Annotated in this window: 16 protein-coding genes; 8 read left to right on the top strand and 8 right to left on the bottom strand. The window is 66.5% G+C overall.

Features of this window, described 5'->3' with window-relative positions; translation table 11 throughout:
* Nucleotides 1–167: 167 nt before the first annotated feature.
* The 3 genes from AB0C27_RS50875 to AB0C27_RS50865 all read left to right on the top strand — a co-directional run bounded on the left by AB0C27_RS50875 (nt 168) and on the right by AB0C27_RS50865 (nt 1529).
* Entirely contained in the window at nt 168–416 is a 249-nt protein-coding gene (locus AB0C27_RS50875; RefSeq protein WP_357861639.1) for a hypothetical protein, read from the top strand.
* A gap of 142 nt (nt 417–558) precedes the next feature.
* Nucleotides 559–1164, top strand: coding sequence for a hypothetical protein (locus AB0C27_RS50870; RefSeq protein ID WP_357861637.1), 606 nt, complete (start codon nt 559–561; stop codon nt 1162–1164).
* Between the two features lie 11 nt (nt 1165–1175).
* Nucleotides 1176–1529, top strand: a complete 354-nt coding sequence (locus AB0C27_RS50865) for a hypothetical protein (protein WP_357861635.1) — start codon at nt 1176–1178, stop codon at nt 1527–1529.
* A 254-nt stretch (nt 1530–1783) separates the two neighbouring features.
* Here the strand turns inward: AB0C27_RS50865 and AB0C27_RS50860 are convergent, their stop codons facing one another.
* A complete protein-coding gene (locus AB0C27_RS50860) occupies nt 1784–3025 on the bottom strand; it encodes a caspase family protein (protein WP_357861633.1) in 1242 nt (413 codons plus the stop codon).
* Nucleotides 3026–3105: 80 nt separating this feature from the next.
* Here AB0C27_RS50860 and AB0C27_RS50855 point away from each other — a divergent pair, with 80 nt between their 5' ends.
* Complete coding sequence (locus tag AB0C27_RS50855; protein ID WP_357861631.1) at nt 3106–3459, top strand: hypothetical protein; 354 nt, start codon at nt 3106–3108, stop codon at nt 3457–3459.
* Nucleotides 3460–3621: 162 nt separating this feature from the next.
* On the opposite strand, the gene AB0C27_RS50850 is transcribed toward AB0C27_RS50855, so the two are convergent.
* Nucleotides 3622–3828 (bottom strand): hypothetical protein, encoded by a 207-nt coding sequence (locus tag AB0C27_RS50850; RefSeq protein ID WP_357861630.1) that lies wholly within the window; start codon nt 3826–3828, stop codon nt 3622–3624.
* A gap of 512 nt (nt 3829–4340) precedes the next feature.
* Here AB0C27_RS50850 and AB0C27_RS50845 point away from each other — a divergent pair.
* Genes AB0C27_RS50845 through AB0C27_RS50830 form a run of 4 tightly spaced genes read left to right on the top strand, consistent with a single transcriptional unit; the run spans nt 4341 to nt 9391 of the window.
* A complete protein-coding gene (locus AB0C27_RS50845) occupies nt 4341–5588 on the top strand; it encodes a site-specific integrase (protein ID WP_357861628.1) in 1248 nt (415 codons plus the stop codon).
* Nucleotides 5588–8005 carry a site-specific integrase gene (locus AB0C27_RS50840; RefSeq protein ID WP_357861626.1) on the top strand — a complete coding sequence of 806 codons (2418 nt, stop codon included), beginning with the start codon at nt 5588–5590 and terminating at the stop codon, nt 8003–8005. Before AB0C27_RS50845 ends, AB0C27_RS50840 begins: the two co-directional genes overlap by 1 nt.
* Nucleotides 8002–8574, top strand: a complete 573-nt coding sequence (locus tag AB0C27_RS50835) for an HAD domain-containing protein (protein ID WP_357861624.1) — start codon at nt 8002–8004, stop codon at nt 8572–8574. The genes AB0C27_RS50840 and AB0C27_RS50835 overlap by 4 nt, the downstream gene beginning before the upstream one ends.
* A complete protein-coding gene (locus AB0C27_RS50830; protein ID WP_357861622.1) occupies nt 8555–9391 on the top strand; it encodes a S1 RNA-binding domain-containing protein in 837 nt (278 codons plus the stop codon). The genes AB0C27_RS50835 and AB0C27_RS50830 overlap by 20 nt, the downstream gene beginning before the upstream one ends.
* 66 nt (nt 9392–9457) lie before the next feature.
* Here the strand turns inward: AB0C27_RS50830 and AB0C27_RS50825 are convergent, their stop codons facing one another.
* From AB0C27_RS50825 to AB0C27_RS50800, 6 genes are all read right to left on the bottom strand, one after another.
* Complete coding sequence (locus AB0C27_RS50825) at nt 9458–9733, bottom strand: hypothetical protein (RefSeq protein WP_357861620.1); 276 nt, start codon at nt 9731–9733, stop codon at nt 9458–9460.
* A 12-nt stretch (nt 9734–9745) separates the two neighbouring features.
* Nucleotides 9746–10291 (bottom strand): hypothetical protein, encoded by a 546-nt coding sequence (locus AB0C27_RS50820; RefSeq protein ID WP_357861618.1) that lies wholly within the window; start codon nt 10289–10291, stop codon nt 9746–9748.
* 14 nt (nt 10292–10305) lie between these two features.
* Nucleotides 10306–12702, bottom strand: a complete 2397-nt coding sequence (locus tag AB0C27_RS50815; RefSeq protein WP_357861616.1) for a hypothetical protein — start codon at nt 12700–12702, stop codon at nt 10306–10308.
* A 3-nt stretch (nt 12703–12705) separates the two neighbouring features.
* Nucleotides 12706–13038, bottom strand: coding sequence for a helix-turn-helix transcriptional regulator (locus tag AB0C27_RS50810; protein WP_357861614.1), 333 nt, complete (start codon nt 13036–13038; stop codon nt 12706–12708).
* A complete protein-coding gene (locus AB0C27_RS50805; protein WP_357861612.1) occupies nt 13035–14159 on the bottom strand; it encodes a tyrosine-type recombinase/integrase in 1125 nt (374 codons plus the stop codon). The genes AB0C27_RS50810 and AB0C27_RS50805 overlap by 4 nt, the downstream gene beginning before the upstream one ends.
* A 129-nt stretch (nt 14160–14288) precedes the next feature.
* A complete protein-coding gene (locus AB0C27_RS50800; RefSeq protein ID WP_357861610.1) occupies nt 14289–15212 on the bottom strand; it encodes a tyrosine-type recombinase/integrase in 924 nt (307 codons plus the stop codon).
* Nucleotides 15213–15305 lie beyond the last annotated feature (93 nt).

The raw sequence follows: 15305 nt of genomic DNA, 5'->3' as shown, positions 1-15305 counted from the left end.
CCACGCCCGTAGTCCGACCGGCGGGTCTCCGACCAGCCGACCTAACCCAACCCCACCGATGAAAGGGACATCAACTCGCAGAACGCACTCTGAGGAAGGCGCTGCTGGACGCCACGATCCAGCAGCGCGGCAGTCACCAGGCCCAGTTCGCCCAATACGCCGGGCGCATGGCACTCGTGTCGCTCGCCAGCGACATACGGAACCTCACCACCCATCTCACCCGTCCGCGCTTCCGGCTACGCGCCGACACCGACGGCGGCCCCCAGGAGATTCCCACCCCCACGTTCGGCCAGGCCAGCTGCCTGGTGGACGAGCTCACCGACAAGGGCGCTGCGGTCGTCCACATCGACGAGTTCCAAGACGACGGCCTCTGGGAGCAGGTCGCGCTCTACCAAGGCGGCGAGTGGCACTTGTAACCCCCGGTCTCCGGCTGGCTGAGGTCAAGCCTCGCCTTACCTGCGGAGCCAGCCGAAGATCATTCCGTCCACCGGCTATCTAGGGCTACGCCACGGCGTAGCCCTACTGGCCCCTTCCATTCCGACGGCTAAGGAATTCCTGATGGCTGATCCCTCGAAGGCAAACATCGATTGGGCTGCAGTCGCCCGTCATGACGTGGCCGCCCACAACGAGGCCAAAGACGACCGCCTGGACGCCGCCAGGCGCATCGGTTCGACACGGCGGCTGATCCATGAGCTGGCCATCGCCGGCCGCATGCCCAGCAACGTCGCCGATCTGCTCAACCGCTCCCTCAGCGCAGGCGCACCGGGCGGCACCTCGCCGCGTTCTCTCTACGCGGGCGAGACCTCGCAGCAGCGGGAACTGGCCGAGACCATCGCCGAACTCGCCGCCACCCTGGCCCGAGCTCGGACCGCTTCTCACACCTTGGCGCATCGCGCCGACGTGCTGGTGGAGCTGGCCCGATCGGTCTTGCATCTGAGCACGTACTTCGACGACCTCTCACCGTGGCCGGCCGATGTCGCCGAGCAGAACCGCGCCATGATGGAGAAGACCTCCACTGTGCTGCACAACAGCGTCACGGTCCTTCTCCGCGGCGGTCGCGTCCCGGTGTCCCCGAATACGCCCACCGCGTCCGAGGAGACCAGCGCATCGCACGACGGCGAGCAATCTTCCGGCCACGCCGGGCCCGACCTGAGGCAGGCATGATGTTGCCGGACATGCTGCTCACCCAGGCGAACGGATGCGAGATGTTCGCGCGGCAGATCAGGGACGAACACGTACGTGCTGCCGAGTTCATGAGCGACTTCGCGGCCCGGTTGCGGGAGGGCGCTGCCATCCTCCACGCCGACCCCACCCTTGTCGCCGCTGGCGACGGCCGAGGCCGTTGCCTGGATGCGCTGTACGAGGTGTCCCGGCAAGGGACGTCGTTGGTCCGCCGGGCCATGATGGGCGGCGGCGCGGACCTTTGGGTGCAGGCCGAACATCATCGCGCCTGGGCCAGCCGGGTCGTTGAGGAGGCGCGAGCGGCCGCCGCCGACGGCACCACGCCCGATGGGATCGATTCCCCATGAGCCGCCAACTCGCCCTGCGGTGGTCACCTGCGGTCGCGTTCTATCGCGTGGATCTGGCAGAGGCTGTGGAATGTTTGATCGACTGGCGGCATCCACTGCACCTGCCTGACGACGAACATCCCACCGGCAGGCCCTACAAACGGCCGTTCGGCTCCATGGCGTACATCATGGAGGACCGTGGCCGTCGAGCAGCCGCCGTCGTGCTGGCCAGCACCATCAACGCCAGTGTGTGCAAAGAACGTGGCTTCTCTGAACTACGAGTTGGTCGCACTGCCCCCTGGTTCCAGCAGCTGTATCGACGGTGCCGGGATGGTGTAAGCGGGATTGCGTCCGAGAGCAAGGCGGGCTTCTCCGCGTTGGAATCGTTGTGGGATAGGCGCGCCGTCCCGACGTGCTCTGTTAAAGAGTCCTTGGTAGATCTCCTCGATCGTCAGGTATTCGCCCAGGTTGGGGTCGCCTTCGGTGAGCAGGTCGATGAGAGCTCCGGTGAAGTAGGGGCGGTCGCGGCCGCCGAAGGCAAACCCGCGCGCGCTTGTGGATGTGAGCATTGCCGAGACGGAGGCCGCACTCGCTGTGTCGTAACGGAAGGCGGCATCGGCTGAGCCCATCGCGTTGTCGGCGATGGCGCCCGAGAAGCATGAATCGATGATCACCAGTGACCTAGCAGCACGCGTTTCTGCGAGTACGTTGCGGACGTAGGTCCAAGGCAGGCTGCTGGAGTGAAGTCCAACCCTGCTCGATTTCATGGGCAGGGTCAGTTCGCCGGTGGGTGTGACGGTCCCGTGCCCGGCAAAGTGCACGATGAGAGTGTCGTCGGTTTGACTGGCCCGTTCGACCGATTGCAGGACCTCCCAAGGGCCTTCAGGGTTGATCAATATGTCAGTCCGGTCAATGCTGAGAACACCACCGTTGGCGAGGCAGTTCGCGAGAGCGTGCGCGCTTTCCGCGGTGGCGGGAAGGTCGGGGAGGTCCGGGTCTTCGAAGGCTCCGGAAGCGATGATGAGGCCCCGTGACCGCTGCGGATCGGGGAGAAGCCCGTCGTGGTTGCGAACGACCGCGCTGAGGTTGCCCTGTTCTCGGACGATGTGACCGGAAGCCCCCTTGCCTGCTTCGTGGTCGGATCTCGAAGAGCGCGACCGGCCCCGACGGACGCGGACCGCCGGGGCGGCGGGCAGCGGAAGCAGGCTGGCGTGGCGCTGAGCCTTCCTCCACTTATCTTCCAAGTTCTCAAAGAACGCGTCTTCGCTGGCGTCGTCTGTGAACCGGGGCCGAGGTCCGCGAGTCGCCAGCCAGCCCGCGAGATCGAACAGGAGAGCGCCGTCGGCGGGCAGATCAGGCGAGGTGAAGATTTTGTGGATCTTGTCGTGACTGCAGCCAAGCTCCTTCGCCATTTCCCGGAGGGACGGCGCAGCGGCGAAAGCGTGCAGCTCGTGCAGCGCCAGCTTGAGGTCCCTAAGCGGCCCAGGTGGGAGCTCGGGGAAACTGATCTTGCCCATGCTTTCTCCTGTCCCGGAGCTTGTCCTCGCCCATCGCGTGTTGTCCGCTCTTGTCAGATTAACTCAACGATGGTGCGACGATGGCCCCGAGGATACGGATTCGAAAGGCCATCGTCATGCCCTCTAAATCAGGCGCTCAGGCTCCGCTCCAGGAACTGACCATCGCGAACGCCTCCCTCAAGACCGCCATCGAGGAACTCGTACGGTCGAAAGCGCTCCTAGAAGCAAAGAGCATCAAACAGGCGCAGACAGTTAAGTTCCTCCAGGCCACGCTGGCCTTGACCCTGGGCATCTGCAGTGGGCTGGGCTTGGGTTGCATCGTCAACCTTGCCGGCGCTTCGATCCAGGCGTCGCTCACCGCTGGGACCGGCGCGTTCTTCGGCGTCGTCACAATCGCCATGGCGATCATCGTTTTCCTCAACAGCGGTCGCTGAGTCGCGGATCTCAGGGCTGACGATGCCTCTTTCGCGGACTGTCAGACGAGGAAGTCCCAGACCTTCTGGCATCTCCCAGGCCATCAATTGCCGGTCAGGGTCGGTTTCCTCGTTCGCGCAGTCGATGATCAAGTCAACGAGAGCTCGCTGGTCCTCATCCGATTAGCCCTCCAGCACGACGATCACCGGTTCAAGCAACGGCATGATGACCTCGGGCGTGATGTCGTGGTCATCACTGTGATCAAGTCCGATGACGATCTCCGTGAGCGCTTTGGTCAGCGTCCGTTCGAGCGTGGTCGCGAGGAACCTCCTGACGGAGCGTCGCGAAGTGTGGCGGTGCGGCCGACGATGTCCGGCGAAGGCTGGCATGCGGAGTACTCACCTGTGGCGTCCACATCGCCGCCAGAGCTGCCAAGGTCCTGAAGATCGCGACGACCGCCTCTTCTCGATCAAGGAGGGTGGGGCAACGTGGCGGTCCTGCCGACGATCTGGCGAAAACTCGGCATTCCGAGCTGGACGGTGGCGGCTTGGCGGGCGCGGTCGTCGAGGTGGGCGAGCTTGTCTTGGGCAGCGGCCAGGCTGACGCGCAGGCCTTCGGCCTCGCCCAGCCAGCCCTCGCGCTCGGCTTCGGTGATGCGCGCCAGGAGATTGCCGCGGATCTCCTCAAGCCGTGGTCGTTGGGCGGGGTCAACGCGGAGGAGGGGGCATCTGATGTCCCGTTGACCGAACGAACTTGTCGTTGGTGTGCGTGGCGGAGTGGGTCAGGCCGAGGCGCCAGTGGCTGGGTCTCGTGGCTGTGGAGGTTTGATCGTCACTGCGGGTGATCGCCTGCATCTGTTGTGATCGCGTGTCGTTGAGGTCGTTGGCACGCGGAGGCTGAGATGGCAGAGCCCGGAATTCGGGACGTCGCAGCGTTGAGGGTGGAGCGGGTCGGTCGGGTCATGGAGACGGGCGATCCGCTGCGGCCGTACGCCTTGCTGGATGAGCATGGTGTCGAGGTCGCCGCGGTGGGCGAGTTCCTCCACCACATGCTGGCTGACGACGCTCGGCCGACGTCGCTGAGGTCGTACGCCTTTGAGTTGCTCGGCTGGTTCCGGTTTCTTCGGGCGGTCGGGGTGGGATGGGATGTGGCGGGTCGGGCCGAAGCCCGGGATTTTGCTCTGTGGCTGAAGACTGTCCGCAAGCCGTCTCGGCCTCGTCGGCCTGACGCTCCGGCTCCCGGAACGGTGAACTCGCTCACCGGGAAGGCGACGCCAGGGCTGCAGTACGCTCCCCGGACGCGTCGCCATGCTCGGGCGGTGATCCGTTCGTTCTATGAGTACCACCGTGAGATGCACGGTCGGCCGTTGGTCAACCCGTTCCCGGCAGCCGAGGGTGCCGAGGACGGCAGGGTCAACGCGCACCACAATCTCATGCAGCCGTTCCGTCAGCCGACGCGGCGGGCCGCCTACCAGCCCAAGGAGCCCAAGCCGTCACCGAGGATCATTCCGGACCAGGCGTTCAACGAGTTGTTCGCCGCTCTGACCTCGAACCGGGACCGTGCTCTCATCGCGTTCTACATCTCCACCGCGGCCCGAGCCTCGGAGCTTCTGGGCGTCGTGCAGGGGCTGGTCGCCCCGGAGGATCAGACGATCGGTGTGATCCGCAAGGGTAGCCAGGCGTTGCAGCATTTGCCCGCCTCGACGGACGCGTTCGTCTGGCTGCGCCTCTACCAGCAAGAGTTGCACGGCTTGATCCCACGGGGATCTTCCGAGCCCGTGTGGTGGACGCTGCGTCGACCGTTCCGCCCGCTCACCTACGACGCGGTCAGAATGGTGTTCACCCGGGCCAACCAGATACTCGGAGCCAACTGGACCCTTCACGACCTGCGGCACAGCGCAGCCAAGAGGATGATCCGCGACCCGAACCTGACGCTCGCCGACGTCCAATGGGTGCTCGGGCACGCCCACATCACCACCACGGAGATCTACACGAACCCGGCCCCGGACGAGGTGATCAGCCACGTCCTGGCCCACCATGAGCGGCAGCGCAGCGGGCCGCCGTCGCTCCCGGCGCCGCCTGCGCCCGGGTATCGGCCCGAGGTCCTGGCCGCTCTGTTCGGCACTTCGCAGATCACCGGGGAGGCATGATGCCCCGCAAGATCCATGACCGCCCCGCGAACGGGACCGCGCAGCAAACCCTGCCAGAGCCTCCGTCGGAGTGGCAGGCGCGTCCGCCGGCTGATGGGTGGTGGCAGGCTCGGCAGGAACGCCAGGCCATGACGACGCGGCTGCTGGCCACCTTCACCGACACCAAGACGATCAGGCGTGACCTGACCCGGCGACGCGGGCTGATCAAGCTCCTGGACTGGCTGGAACAACAGCCTGGCGACACCTGGCAGGACCGCTGGCTGGCCAGCGGAGCGGACGCCGCCGGGCAGGACTGGACCGACCCGATTCTGGGCAGCGACGCGCGACGGTTCCGCCGCGACGAGCTGATCGGCGGACTCACCTTACTCATCGTCGGGCAGGTGATCCGCCCGACCTACCGGTGGCTCCTGCGCCAGCGCCTGGCGCTGATGCTGGCCGAGGCACGTCAAGCGCTCGATCCCGAAGGGTTCGCCCGGCTTGAGGAGCACGCCCAGGACGCGATCGGATGGGCCCGCTCAGACGCGATGAACAAGCTCACTTGGATAGTGATCCACAAGGGTGGCGTCGTCGCGGACATCACCGTCGGCGACTGCATCGAACTGACGGCCGCGCTGGAGATACATCACTTCCGGGGAAGCGCCGGACGGCCGCTGTTCTACGCGCTGCTGAAGGAGACCGGGATCCTGCCCGCCACCGCTCCACCGCGGCTTCGGGCGCTGCGCATCGAGGCCCGACCCAGCATCAAGCAAGTCGTCGACAAGTACGGCATCGAGTGCCGGCCGATCCGGGACCTGATGGTCGACTACCTTACCGAGCGGGCGCCCGACCTGGACCACACCTCGCTCCGCTCGATCGCCCGCAACCTTTGCCGACTGTTCTGGCGCGACCTGGAACTCCACCACCCGGGCATCGACTCCCTGCACCTGGCGCCAGAGGTCTCCCAGGCATGGAAAGAGCGGCTCGCCTATATCCGCGATGCCGACGGCAACCCGATCCGCCCGCGCGTCAACTTCCGCAGCGAGCTGGTCTTCGTCAAAGCCTTCTACGAGGACCTCGCCCGCTGGGCCCTCGACGACCCCACCCGCTGGGCCAAGTGGGCGGTCCCTTGCCCGATCAAGGCCAGCGAATGCGCCACGAAGAAGTCCAGGTCCGGCGTCAAGTCGCGGATGGACCAGCGCACCCGAGCCCAGCTCCCGCTCATGCCGGCCCTGCTGCGCGCGGTCGAACAGCAGCGCAAGGCTGCCGAATACCTGATCAGCACCGCCCGGGCCACGCCCGAAGGCGAGGTCTTCACCGTCGCGGGCCGCGCGTTCCGGCGATGCCGGCAAGGGTCGTCCGGGCGCGTCTACGTCATCGAGGTCGCCACCGGCAAGAAGCGCAGCCTCACCCATGAGGAGGAGGCCGCGTTCTGGTCCTGGGCGACGGTCGAGGTACTGCGCGCAACCGGGATCCGGATTGAGGAGATGCTCGAACTCACCCACCACAGCTTCGTCGCCTACACTCTGCCGACCACCGGCGAAGTCGTCCCCATGCTGCAGGTTGCCCCGTCCAAGACCGATGCCGAGAGGCTTCTGCTGGTCTCGCCTGAGCTCGCGGAGGTGCTCACCGCGATCATCTTCCGAGTCCGGCGCGGCCAGGCCGCTCTTCCGCTGGTCTCCGCCTACGACGTGTTCGAGCAGACGTGGAGCGCGCCGATGCCGTTCCTGTTCCAACGCCGCTACGGTTCCGAGGATCGTGCCCTGACCCGCAGCTACATCCGCGAATGCCTGATCGCCACCTCCGCCGCCGCGCAGATCACCATCGCCGGACAACCTCTCGACTGGCGGCCCCATGACTTCCGTCGAATCTTCGTCACCGACGCCCTGCGCTCGGGACTCCCACCCCATATCGCCGCCAAGATCTGCGGGCACGCTCTGCTCGACACCACGATGGGCTATGCCGCGATCTACCCCGACGACGTCATCACCCACCACCGCGCATTCATCGCCCGCCGCCGCGCCGAACGCCCCAGCGAGGAATATCGCGACCTCACCGCCGGAGAATGGGAAGAATTCCTCTCACATTTCGAGCTGCGGAAAGTCGCGCTCGGAATATGCGGCCGCGATTATGGAACCCCTTGTGCGCATGAAAATGCTTGTGTCAGATGTCCACTTCTTCGCGTTGACCCAGCTCAGATGCCCCGGCTGGAAGAAATCCACGTCAACCTCATCGACCGGCTCGCCGAAGCTAAACAACAGGGCTGGCTCGGCGAAGTCGCCGCCATCGAAACCACTCTCGCGGCAGCAGAACAGAAGCTTCAAGCCATGCGAAAAGCGGCTGTTCGCACGAGCACAGTCCACCTCGGAATGCCCAGCATCCGTAAGACGGCCGGACGATCGACCGACGCTTCCACCACTCTCGATATCATGCAGCCGTGACCGGACCCGCACAGCGTCCGCTGCTTTTCCTCGACGTCGACGGACCACTCATCCCCTTCGGCGCCCCGTCGCAGCATTATCCGACTTACCAGACCGCCTCGTCGCACGCCGAGGCAAACCCGCTCTTGGCCAGGATTAATCCCGACCACGGAGCCCGGCTGATGACATTGCCCTGCGAGCTGGTCTGGGCCACCAGCTGGATGGACGACGCCAACGAGTGCATCGCACCACGCCTCGGTCTGCCTCGGCTGGCGATCGTGACCTGGCCGGAGGCACCCGATACCGAGCAGCAGGATGAACGCGACGGCCTGCACTGGAAGACCCGCACCCTCGTCACCTGGGCGGCCGGACGCCCCTTCGCATGGCTCGATGACGAGATCACCAACAAAGACCGCACCTGGGTATCCGCGCACCATCCCGGGCCCGCTCTACTGCAACGAATCAACCCAAGCAGCGGCATCACCGAGACCGACTACCGCGCTCTCCTGGAGTGGCTACGCAACATCGACGCCACTCCACCATCGAGTACCTCCGGAGAGTCTTGGAATTATGGGGACGGTGGAAGATAGTCAGCCCCTTGCCGCCTTCATGGCGACCGTGAACGTTGGCGAGACCCTCGCCGGCACCGTGGCCGAGGTCTCGCGGTCAGAAGCAACGGTGCTCCTCGATGGCTTCGTCGCCGCACCGGTCGGCGTCATCGGCCCCCTTGATCTTTCCTGGCAGGCCCTCCAACGTTCGGCTGGTGGGATCCTGCAGGCCGGCGACCGGATCTCCGCCGAGGTCATCGCCGTCGATCCCCAGAGCGGGCAGGTCCTGCTCTCCCGGTCAGCCACCGAGAACCCCCAACTCTGGGCGTTCCTCAAGGCCATGCGACCGGGACAGCGCTTGGCCGGCACCGTGGCGGCTATCGAGCGTTTCGGCATCTTCGTCGACCTGGACGACGGGCCGAGGCATCCCCTCCTCCCCGGCGTCGGCTTCATCACCATGCCCGAGCTGTCCTGGCGCAGATTCGAGGACCCGTCCGAGATCGTCTCGATAGGACAGCGCATCACCTGCGAATTCCTCGCATTCGACACCTCCAACGGTGAGGCCCGGCTGTCGCTGCGTGCCACCCAACCTGATCCCTTCCAGCAGTTCGCCCGCGACATTCACGTCGGGCAGATCTTGCACGGCTCGGTCACCAAACTGGTGCCGTTTGGAGCCTTCGTCCGCGTCGCGGACGGCATCGAAGGCTTGATCCACCTCAGCGAACTCTCCACCGCACCCATCGAGACACCCGACCAAGTAGTTCAGGAAGGCGAGGAGGTCACGGTCATCGTCACTGACATCGACCTGCAACGACGCCGGCTGGCTCTATCGCGCCGCCGACGCTTGGAGCTCCAATGAGCACGCCGACACATTTCGCGACACGCCGAGGACTCAAGACCAACAGGCTCAGCCAGTCACCATCCGTCACCAGGCTCTGAAGCCGTCACTCCACCAGCCGATCAAGATCAGTTCGGTTAAGCAGCTGTGCTCGTGCTGGCAACTGGTGCCGTAGGCGCGACCGCAGTCGCCGAGGGCGACCTTGCGTCGTTCGAAGTGGCCGAGGAACTCATCCCATTCGGCGTCGGTGGGGACGCGGTATTCCTCGCTGGGGCGCAGGTTCCGGCGGCGGGCGATGAAGGCGCGGTGGCCGTTGATTGCCTCCTGGGGGTAGACCGCCTCTGGCGACGTCGGATATTGCAACTGTCCGAATGCCTACTGGTCACGAACCCAGGCGATGAAGTCGTTGGCGAGGCTCGGCGGGTTGGCGGCCTCGGTCTGACGTGCGATCTGCTCGTAGTACTCGAGTTCGTGGATTACCACGGGCACTGGACGCCCGATCGCGCGTTCGATCACGCCGGCTGTGTGAAGGTCGCTGGCCAGGTGGATGCAGGCGTCGACGAAGTGGGCGGTGACATCGTCGGGTTGCTGACCCGCGCGTGGTAGCTCGGTGATCCATTGGTCACGGTGGAACGAGCCGTCGGGGTCGAGAGTCGTGTCGGCAATCACGACGAGTTCGTTCTGTAGCCAGTAGGCGTAATTCCATCGGGCCTCAGCCGGATCGGGATAGCAGCCTTGAGGGTCGATGACCCGTTGGACCTGGGATTCGGTGTTGTAGCCAATGGTGAGAGTGGGGCGTCGTGGATCATCATCCTCGTCATAGACGTAGAAGGAGATCGTGTAGATTTCCGCTGCGTCAGAGGCGGGGATGGAGGAGAGCGCTGTGGTCGCCGCGCTGCGCATGTGATCTTGGAAAGTCATGGGGGTTTCCTCTGTCAGTACCGGTTGCTGATCTCGGCGGCGTAGCTGGTCCAGTCGCCGCTGCTGGCGCGTTGCCAGGCGACGGCCACCGTGATGTGGATGCCGAGCATGCGGGCCAGGACAGCGGCAGGCAGGTCGGTGGCAAGCTGGAACAGGGCGGTGGAGCGGGCCTGGCCGGAGAGGATGCCGAGTTCGCGCAGACGTTCGGCGAGCCGATAGGAACTGATCGAGCGTCCGGGTTGTCCACCCGGAAACAGCCAGGTCGAAGCGGCGTCGTCGCCGATGGCCGCGTGACCGCGGCGCCTGGCCAGCAGATGCCGGACGAGGTTGTCGAGGGGTTCGGGCAGGACGACTGGTTCGCGTCCGAGGCTCAGCCGTACTTGCTCGTCGTCGGCGTGGACGTGGTCGAGGGTGAGGCGGCTGATGGCCGACGGCCACTGGGCGTAGAGCAACACGAGCAGTCCGGCGACGCGGTCTTCGATGGCGAGGGTGTCCTCGTGGAGCAGGCGGCGGGCCTGGTCCCAGCGGGCCTCGGTGTCCAAGATGCGGGAAGGGCCGCCCCATCGGGTGGCGGGGAAGTCCAGGCTGGTCAGCTTGTGTTTGCTGGCCCAGCGGACGAAGTGCCCGGTCTCGCGGCGGTGCGTGGCCCGGTCACTGGCGATCCAGGTGTCCAGGTGGTTTTGCCGGCAGGTCGCCAGGGTGAGATCGTGGCCGGTGAGCCAGTCCAGAAAGCCGATCGCAGCCTTGACGTGCTGGCGGACCGTGGCCAGTTGTGCGTGCGTGATGTCGGTGCCCTGGGTGCGGCCGCGGAGCCGGCGCAGTAGGTGCCAGACGGCGTAGCGGTGCAGCAGATGCTGCTCATCGGGGTCGGTGCGGTCGGCGATGGTGGCGGTGATCCATCGTTCCAGCCGGGCCATCTGCTCGTCGCGGTGGGGCAGCGTGCCGATGGCGACCAAGACGCTGCGCAGGTGCTCGACAGGCTTGCCGGGCGGCAGCGCGTCGAGGCTGGCGTGGGTGAGTTCGACCTCGGCGTCCAACTTCTGCAAGATTGCGGGGGCGGCACTCCTGTCGAGCCAGGCTGTGACCGTGCCAGGCCGCTCGGTGCTGGCCAGCGCCTGATAGAGGACGGCAAGGTGTGGGGGGATCTGACCGCTTGCGTCACTGAGCAGTTCGTGCAGGCGCCGGTTGAGAGCGCATCGGGCGCACCGGCCGGCGTGCAGCCGCCGAGTCTCGCCGCAGATGGGGCAGCTGGTCCAGAACCCGGGGTCGGATCGGGTGCAGGTGGCGCAGAGCGGTTCGGTCGTGCTGCCGCCGCGGATGGGAGCGAACTGGCCGCAGCGCGCGCATCGGGCGCGGCGTTGCTTGCAGGCCGTGCACCAGGGCTCTCCGGTGGCTTGGGAGATCACGCAGGGGCCCTGGCGGCCGCAGATGCCGCAAGTGGCGCTCTTCCAGGGGCGGCAACTGGGACATAGCGGCCCATCGGGAGTGCGGATACTGACCAGCCGCCGACGACCGCATCCGATGCATATTTCCTGGTTGGACGGGTCGCTGACCAGGCAGTGCGCGCAAAGCGGGCCGCCATCCGCGTCGCGACTGGCCGGCTCGCGGATGGTTTCGCAGCGTGAGCAGGGTTCGGCACGGGACTTGGCCACACAGTTGCGGCAGAGCCGGACCCCATCCCGGGGCTTGACCAGAGGGATGACCCGTCCGCAGTGCGGGCAGGGCGGCCGGACGACGCCTTGGGCGCCCGCGTCGCAGAGCCGGTCGATCAACTTGAGCACCGCGGGGACGGGTGCGTGCGCTCCTGCTCCGGTGAGCAGTTCGGGCCGGTCTTCAAGTGCCCAGGCCAGCTGGTGGCGCTGCCCCGGCCGCGGCACCACCGCCGTGACGGCGGCCGATATAGCTGCCGATGGCAGGTTCGGATCGATCGATGTGACCACCTCCACCACGATGTCGATGGGGTCTCGGCCGTTATCCGGTGGGCATCTGACGCAGCGGGGCCGTCCCTGCCGGTCACGGGAATGGATCGTGCGGACGTTGCCGCAGGACACGCAGGGCTCTCGGTGGGGCCCGCAGACGCCGCAGTACCAGTCCTGGTCACGGCGCTGGAAGGTCCGCAGGTGCTTACCGCACTCGGCGCAGACCGGCGGGGAGATCGTCGTGGCGCCTGTGTTGCGCAGTGCGATGAGCAACTCGGCGATGGCTCGAGGAGCCGGTGATCGCCCGTCGGTCAGGACAGCCGGGCGCTCCAGCAGCGCCTGGGCGACCTTGCGGCGCTTGGCCCGACCGCCGACGACGCCTGCGACCGTCTCTTCCACCACCGCCCGGTCCAAGTTGGGTGTGGCATCAAGAATCAAGTCGATGATGACGCCGATAGGGTCGACGAGCACCCCGGGCTCGTAGACGTCCATCGTTTACTCGCCCGCCCTGGTGATGCGGGCCCGCTTCGGCCGCAGGTCACCGACCCCGGCTTCGTCTCCCGATGCCGTCTTGCGGGCACGAGAGGGTTTGGCGGCCGCGATCGGTTCGATCAGGTCTTCCATCGAGCACCCGAGGATATCCAGCAGCGCCATCAGCAACTTGAGGCTGAGCCGCTCGGGCCGTTCGGCAACCAGCCGGTAGAGCTGGCTGGACGACAGCTGAATGCCGCGCTCGGCCAGCGGCCTGGCCAGGTCCGTGGTCTGGAACATGCCGCGCGCGGCCATCACCTGGCGCAGGTTCCATTGGTAGTCGAGTTTGCGCATCATCGGCCCCTCCCGTCCTCAGCCCGTCTGGCGTCGAGGGCGGGCGCCAGTGCCTTGCGCAGTGCGGTGTTCATGAAGTCCCCGCTGACGTGCGTGTAGATCGCTGTGGAGGTGTCGCAGCGGTGCCCGACAGCTTCCTGGATGAAGCGGCGGTCGACGCCGTCCTCGGTCAGATGTGTGACGTAGGAGTGCCTGGCCGAGTGCGGCGACAGCTCCTTGGGCAGGGCGATCGCGTCCCGGTAGGCGACGAATCGCGCGTTGATCTCCGCCGGCTTCACCCGGCCGCCCCGTTCGGTCACCCATAACGCCGGATGATCCGTGCAGCCGAACCGAGGCCGGATGTTGTCCACGTAGTCGGCGACGGCCTCGACCGCCCAGCCCATCACCGAGGGCACGTTCCGCCGCCGCGGCGGCTGTCCGCGTACCGCCTTGCCATAGCGAACGTGCAGCATGCCGTACCGGCCGAACTCCGGAGCGGCCGGGTTGCGCCCCCAATCAGCCAGGTCCAGCTTGGAGGTCTCGGTGCGACGCAGGCCCCATCCATACATGACCTTGAACAACGTGGCGTCCCGGTAGGCGGCCAACGCCCCCTTCCGCTTCGCCTTCACCGCCCGTTCCACCTGCTCATCGGCGTAGTCGAAGAACCGCTGCAGTTCCTCACGGGTGAACGGCCGGGCCTCGGGCCTGCCCTCGTAGTCGTTCAGATGAGCGATCGTGTTCCACTCATGGCAGATCGGTACCGGATGGGCACCCGCCCCGAACTGCGTCTCGCACTCGGCCGCCCAGCCGTAACGGGAGTCGGTGAGGTACTCGCTGAACAGCCGCAGGTCGGTCTGGTAGCCCCGGATCGTGGACGGTGCCAGGTGATGCTCGCTGGTCAGTGACAACGTCCACTCATCCATATGCCCGGGCTGCCACCGCCACGGGTATTCGTTGCAGAACGCCAGGAATCGGCGGACCAGGCGTTCACGCGGCGCGATGGTGTCTTCTTGCAGTCCACGGGCGGTCTGCTGAGCCCGCCAGCCCCGTAGCATCGCCTCGAACACGGCGTCCTCCGGCCGCAACTGCACCACTCCGGACACCAGCTCCAGATGCGCGGCGCCCGCCAGATCACCTCGTCTCACAGGCCCCTCCAGCCTCTGCAACCGCGACCATCTGAAGGGTGAATCGTGCATCTGATGGGAGCATCGCGCAAGCGGTTCAGCTCAAGTGGCACGAACGATCACCTTGTCGCACCCATTCCGGTGGCCCGCTCAGCAGGTGGCCTGCGGTTTCTCGCCCGTCTGATGCAATTCCCGAGGGTTGGTATAACGGCGGGTGGTGTCCAGGCGGGCGTGCCCCATAAATTCGGCGACCACGACGATGTCGACGCCCTGGCGCAGCAGGTTGGTGGCGAAGGTGTGGCGCAGGGTGTGCGCGGAGGCGGTGGGCGCGCCGTTGTCGTCGACCAGGTCGGCCTCGGCTGCGAGCTCGTCGAGCAGCTGGTCGACGGCGCGGGCTGAGAGCCGGCCGCCGCGGTAGCGGTTGAGGAACAGCGCCGGGCCGCCCGAGCCCGGCCACTGGCTCCGCTCGGTCTTCCACTCCTTGACGGTCTCGCGCACGGTGGTGTCCAGCAGGGGCACCTTGCGGGAGGTCTCGCCCTTGCCGTTGCGGACGATGACCTTGCCCTTGCGTGCTGATAGCGGCACGTCGTCGACGTCCAAGGCGACCAGCTCGGCGACGCGCAGCCCGGAGTAGAACAGCAGCCGGCCGATGGCGCGGTCGCGGGCGACCCGCCGGGTCTCCACGGCGCGCAGGAAGCGCCGCTGCTCGCGGGCGTCGAGAGCCTGGGGGGCGAGCTTGGGTGGGGTGTCGCGGCGGACCTGGACCGGGCCCAGGCCGCGGTGGCTGTAGAAGTGGTCGAGCGCGGCCAGGTGGGCGTTGACGGTGTTGGCCTTCCGCTTGGCCACCGTCTTCAGGTACGTCTTGTAGTCGCGCACGGCGAAGTCGCGGCTATGAGCGTCGCTCAGCGGGTCTGCGTTGTCGAGGGCGGCGGCGTCCAGCCAGGCGAGGAAGGCGCGGACCCGGGAGGCGTAGGCGCGGCGGGTGTCAGCGTCCAGCGGGGCGCGCTCGAGCGCCGCGGCGTAGTCGTCGTGCTCCGTGGTGAACGCGGCCGGTACCTCCTGGCGTCGCCCCACCGTCGCCCCTCTCCCTGATATCAGAAGTGATTTCGGGCTCCAATCCTAGCGCCACTCTTGCGATATCAGAAGTTCCGACCGAGCAGTATCAGC

It is taken from the genome of Nonomuraea sp. NPDC048882 (assembly GCF_040649755.1).
GTDB lineage: Bacteria > Actinomycetota > Actinomycetes > Streptosporangiales > Streptosporangiaceae > Nonomuraea > Nonomuraea maheshkhaliensis.
This window is presented reverse-complemented; position numbering and strand designations above follow the sequence as displayed.

Excerpts from the sequence above, each read along its gene's own strand:
- AB0C27_RS50830 (WP_357861622.1), top strand. The coding sequence starts at position 8,555 with ATGGGGACGGTGGAAGATAGTCAGCCCCTTGCCGCCTTCATGGCGACC.
- AB0C27_RS50840 (WP_357861626.1), top strand. The coding sequence starts at position 5,588 with ATGCCCCGCAAGATCCATGACCGCCCCGCGAACGGGACCGCGCAGCAA.
- AB0C27_RS50875 (WP_357861639.1), top strand. The coding sequence starts at position 168 with ATGGCACTCGTGTCGCTCGCCAGCGACATACGGAACCTCACCACCCAT.
- AB0C27_RS50815 (WP_357861616.1), bottom strand. The coding sequence starts at position 12,702 with ATGGACGTCTACGAGCCCGGGGTGCTCGTCGACCCTATCGGCGTCATC.
- AB0C27_RS50820 (WP_357861618.1), bottom strand. The coding sequence starts at position 10,291 with ATGACTTTCCAAGATCACATGCGCAGCGCGGCGACCACAGCGCTCTCC.
- AB0C27_RS50855 (WP_357861631.1), top strand. The coding sequence starts at position 3,106 with ATGGCCCCGAGGATACGGATTCGAAAGGCCATCGTCATGCCCTCTAAA.
- AB0C27_RS50865 (WP_357861635.1), top strand. The coding sequence starts at position 1,176 with ATGCTGCTCACCCAGGCGAACGGATGCGAGATGTTCGCGCGGCAGATC.
- AB0C27_RS50860 (WP_357861633.1), bottom strand. The coding sequence starts at position 3,025 with ATGGGCAAGATCAGTTTCCCCGAGCTCCCACCTGGGCCGCTTAGGGAC.
- AB0C27_RS50870 (WP_357861637.1), top strand. The coding sequence starts at position 559 with ATGGCTGATCCCTCGAAGGCAAACATCGATTGGGCTGCAGTCGCCCGT.
- AB0C27_RS50850 (WP_357861630.1), bottom strand. The coding sequence starts at position 3,828 with ATGCCAGCCTTCGCCGGACATCGTCGGCCGCACCGCCACACTTCGCGA.
- AB0C27_RS50810 (WP_357861614.1), bottom strand. The coding sequence starts at position 13,038 with ATGATGCGCAAACTCGACTACCAATGGAACCTGCGCCAGGTGATGGCC.
- AB0C27_RS50845 (WP_357861628.1), top strand. The coding sequence starts at position 4,341 with ATGGCAGAGCCCGGAATTCGGGACGTCGCAGCGTTGAGGGTGGAGCGG.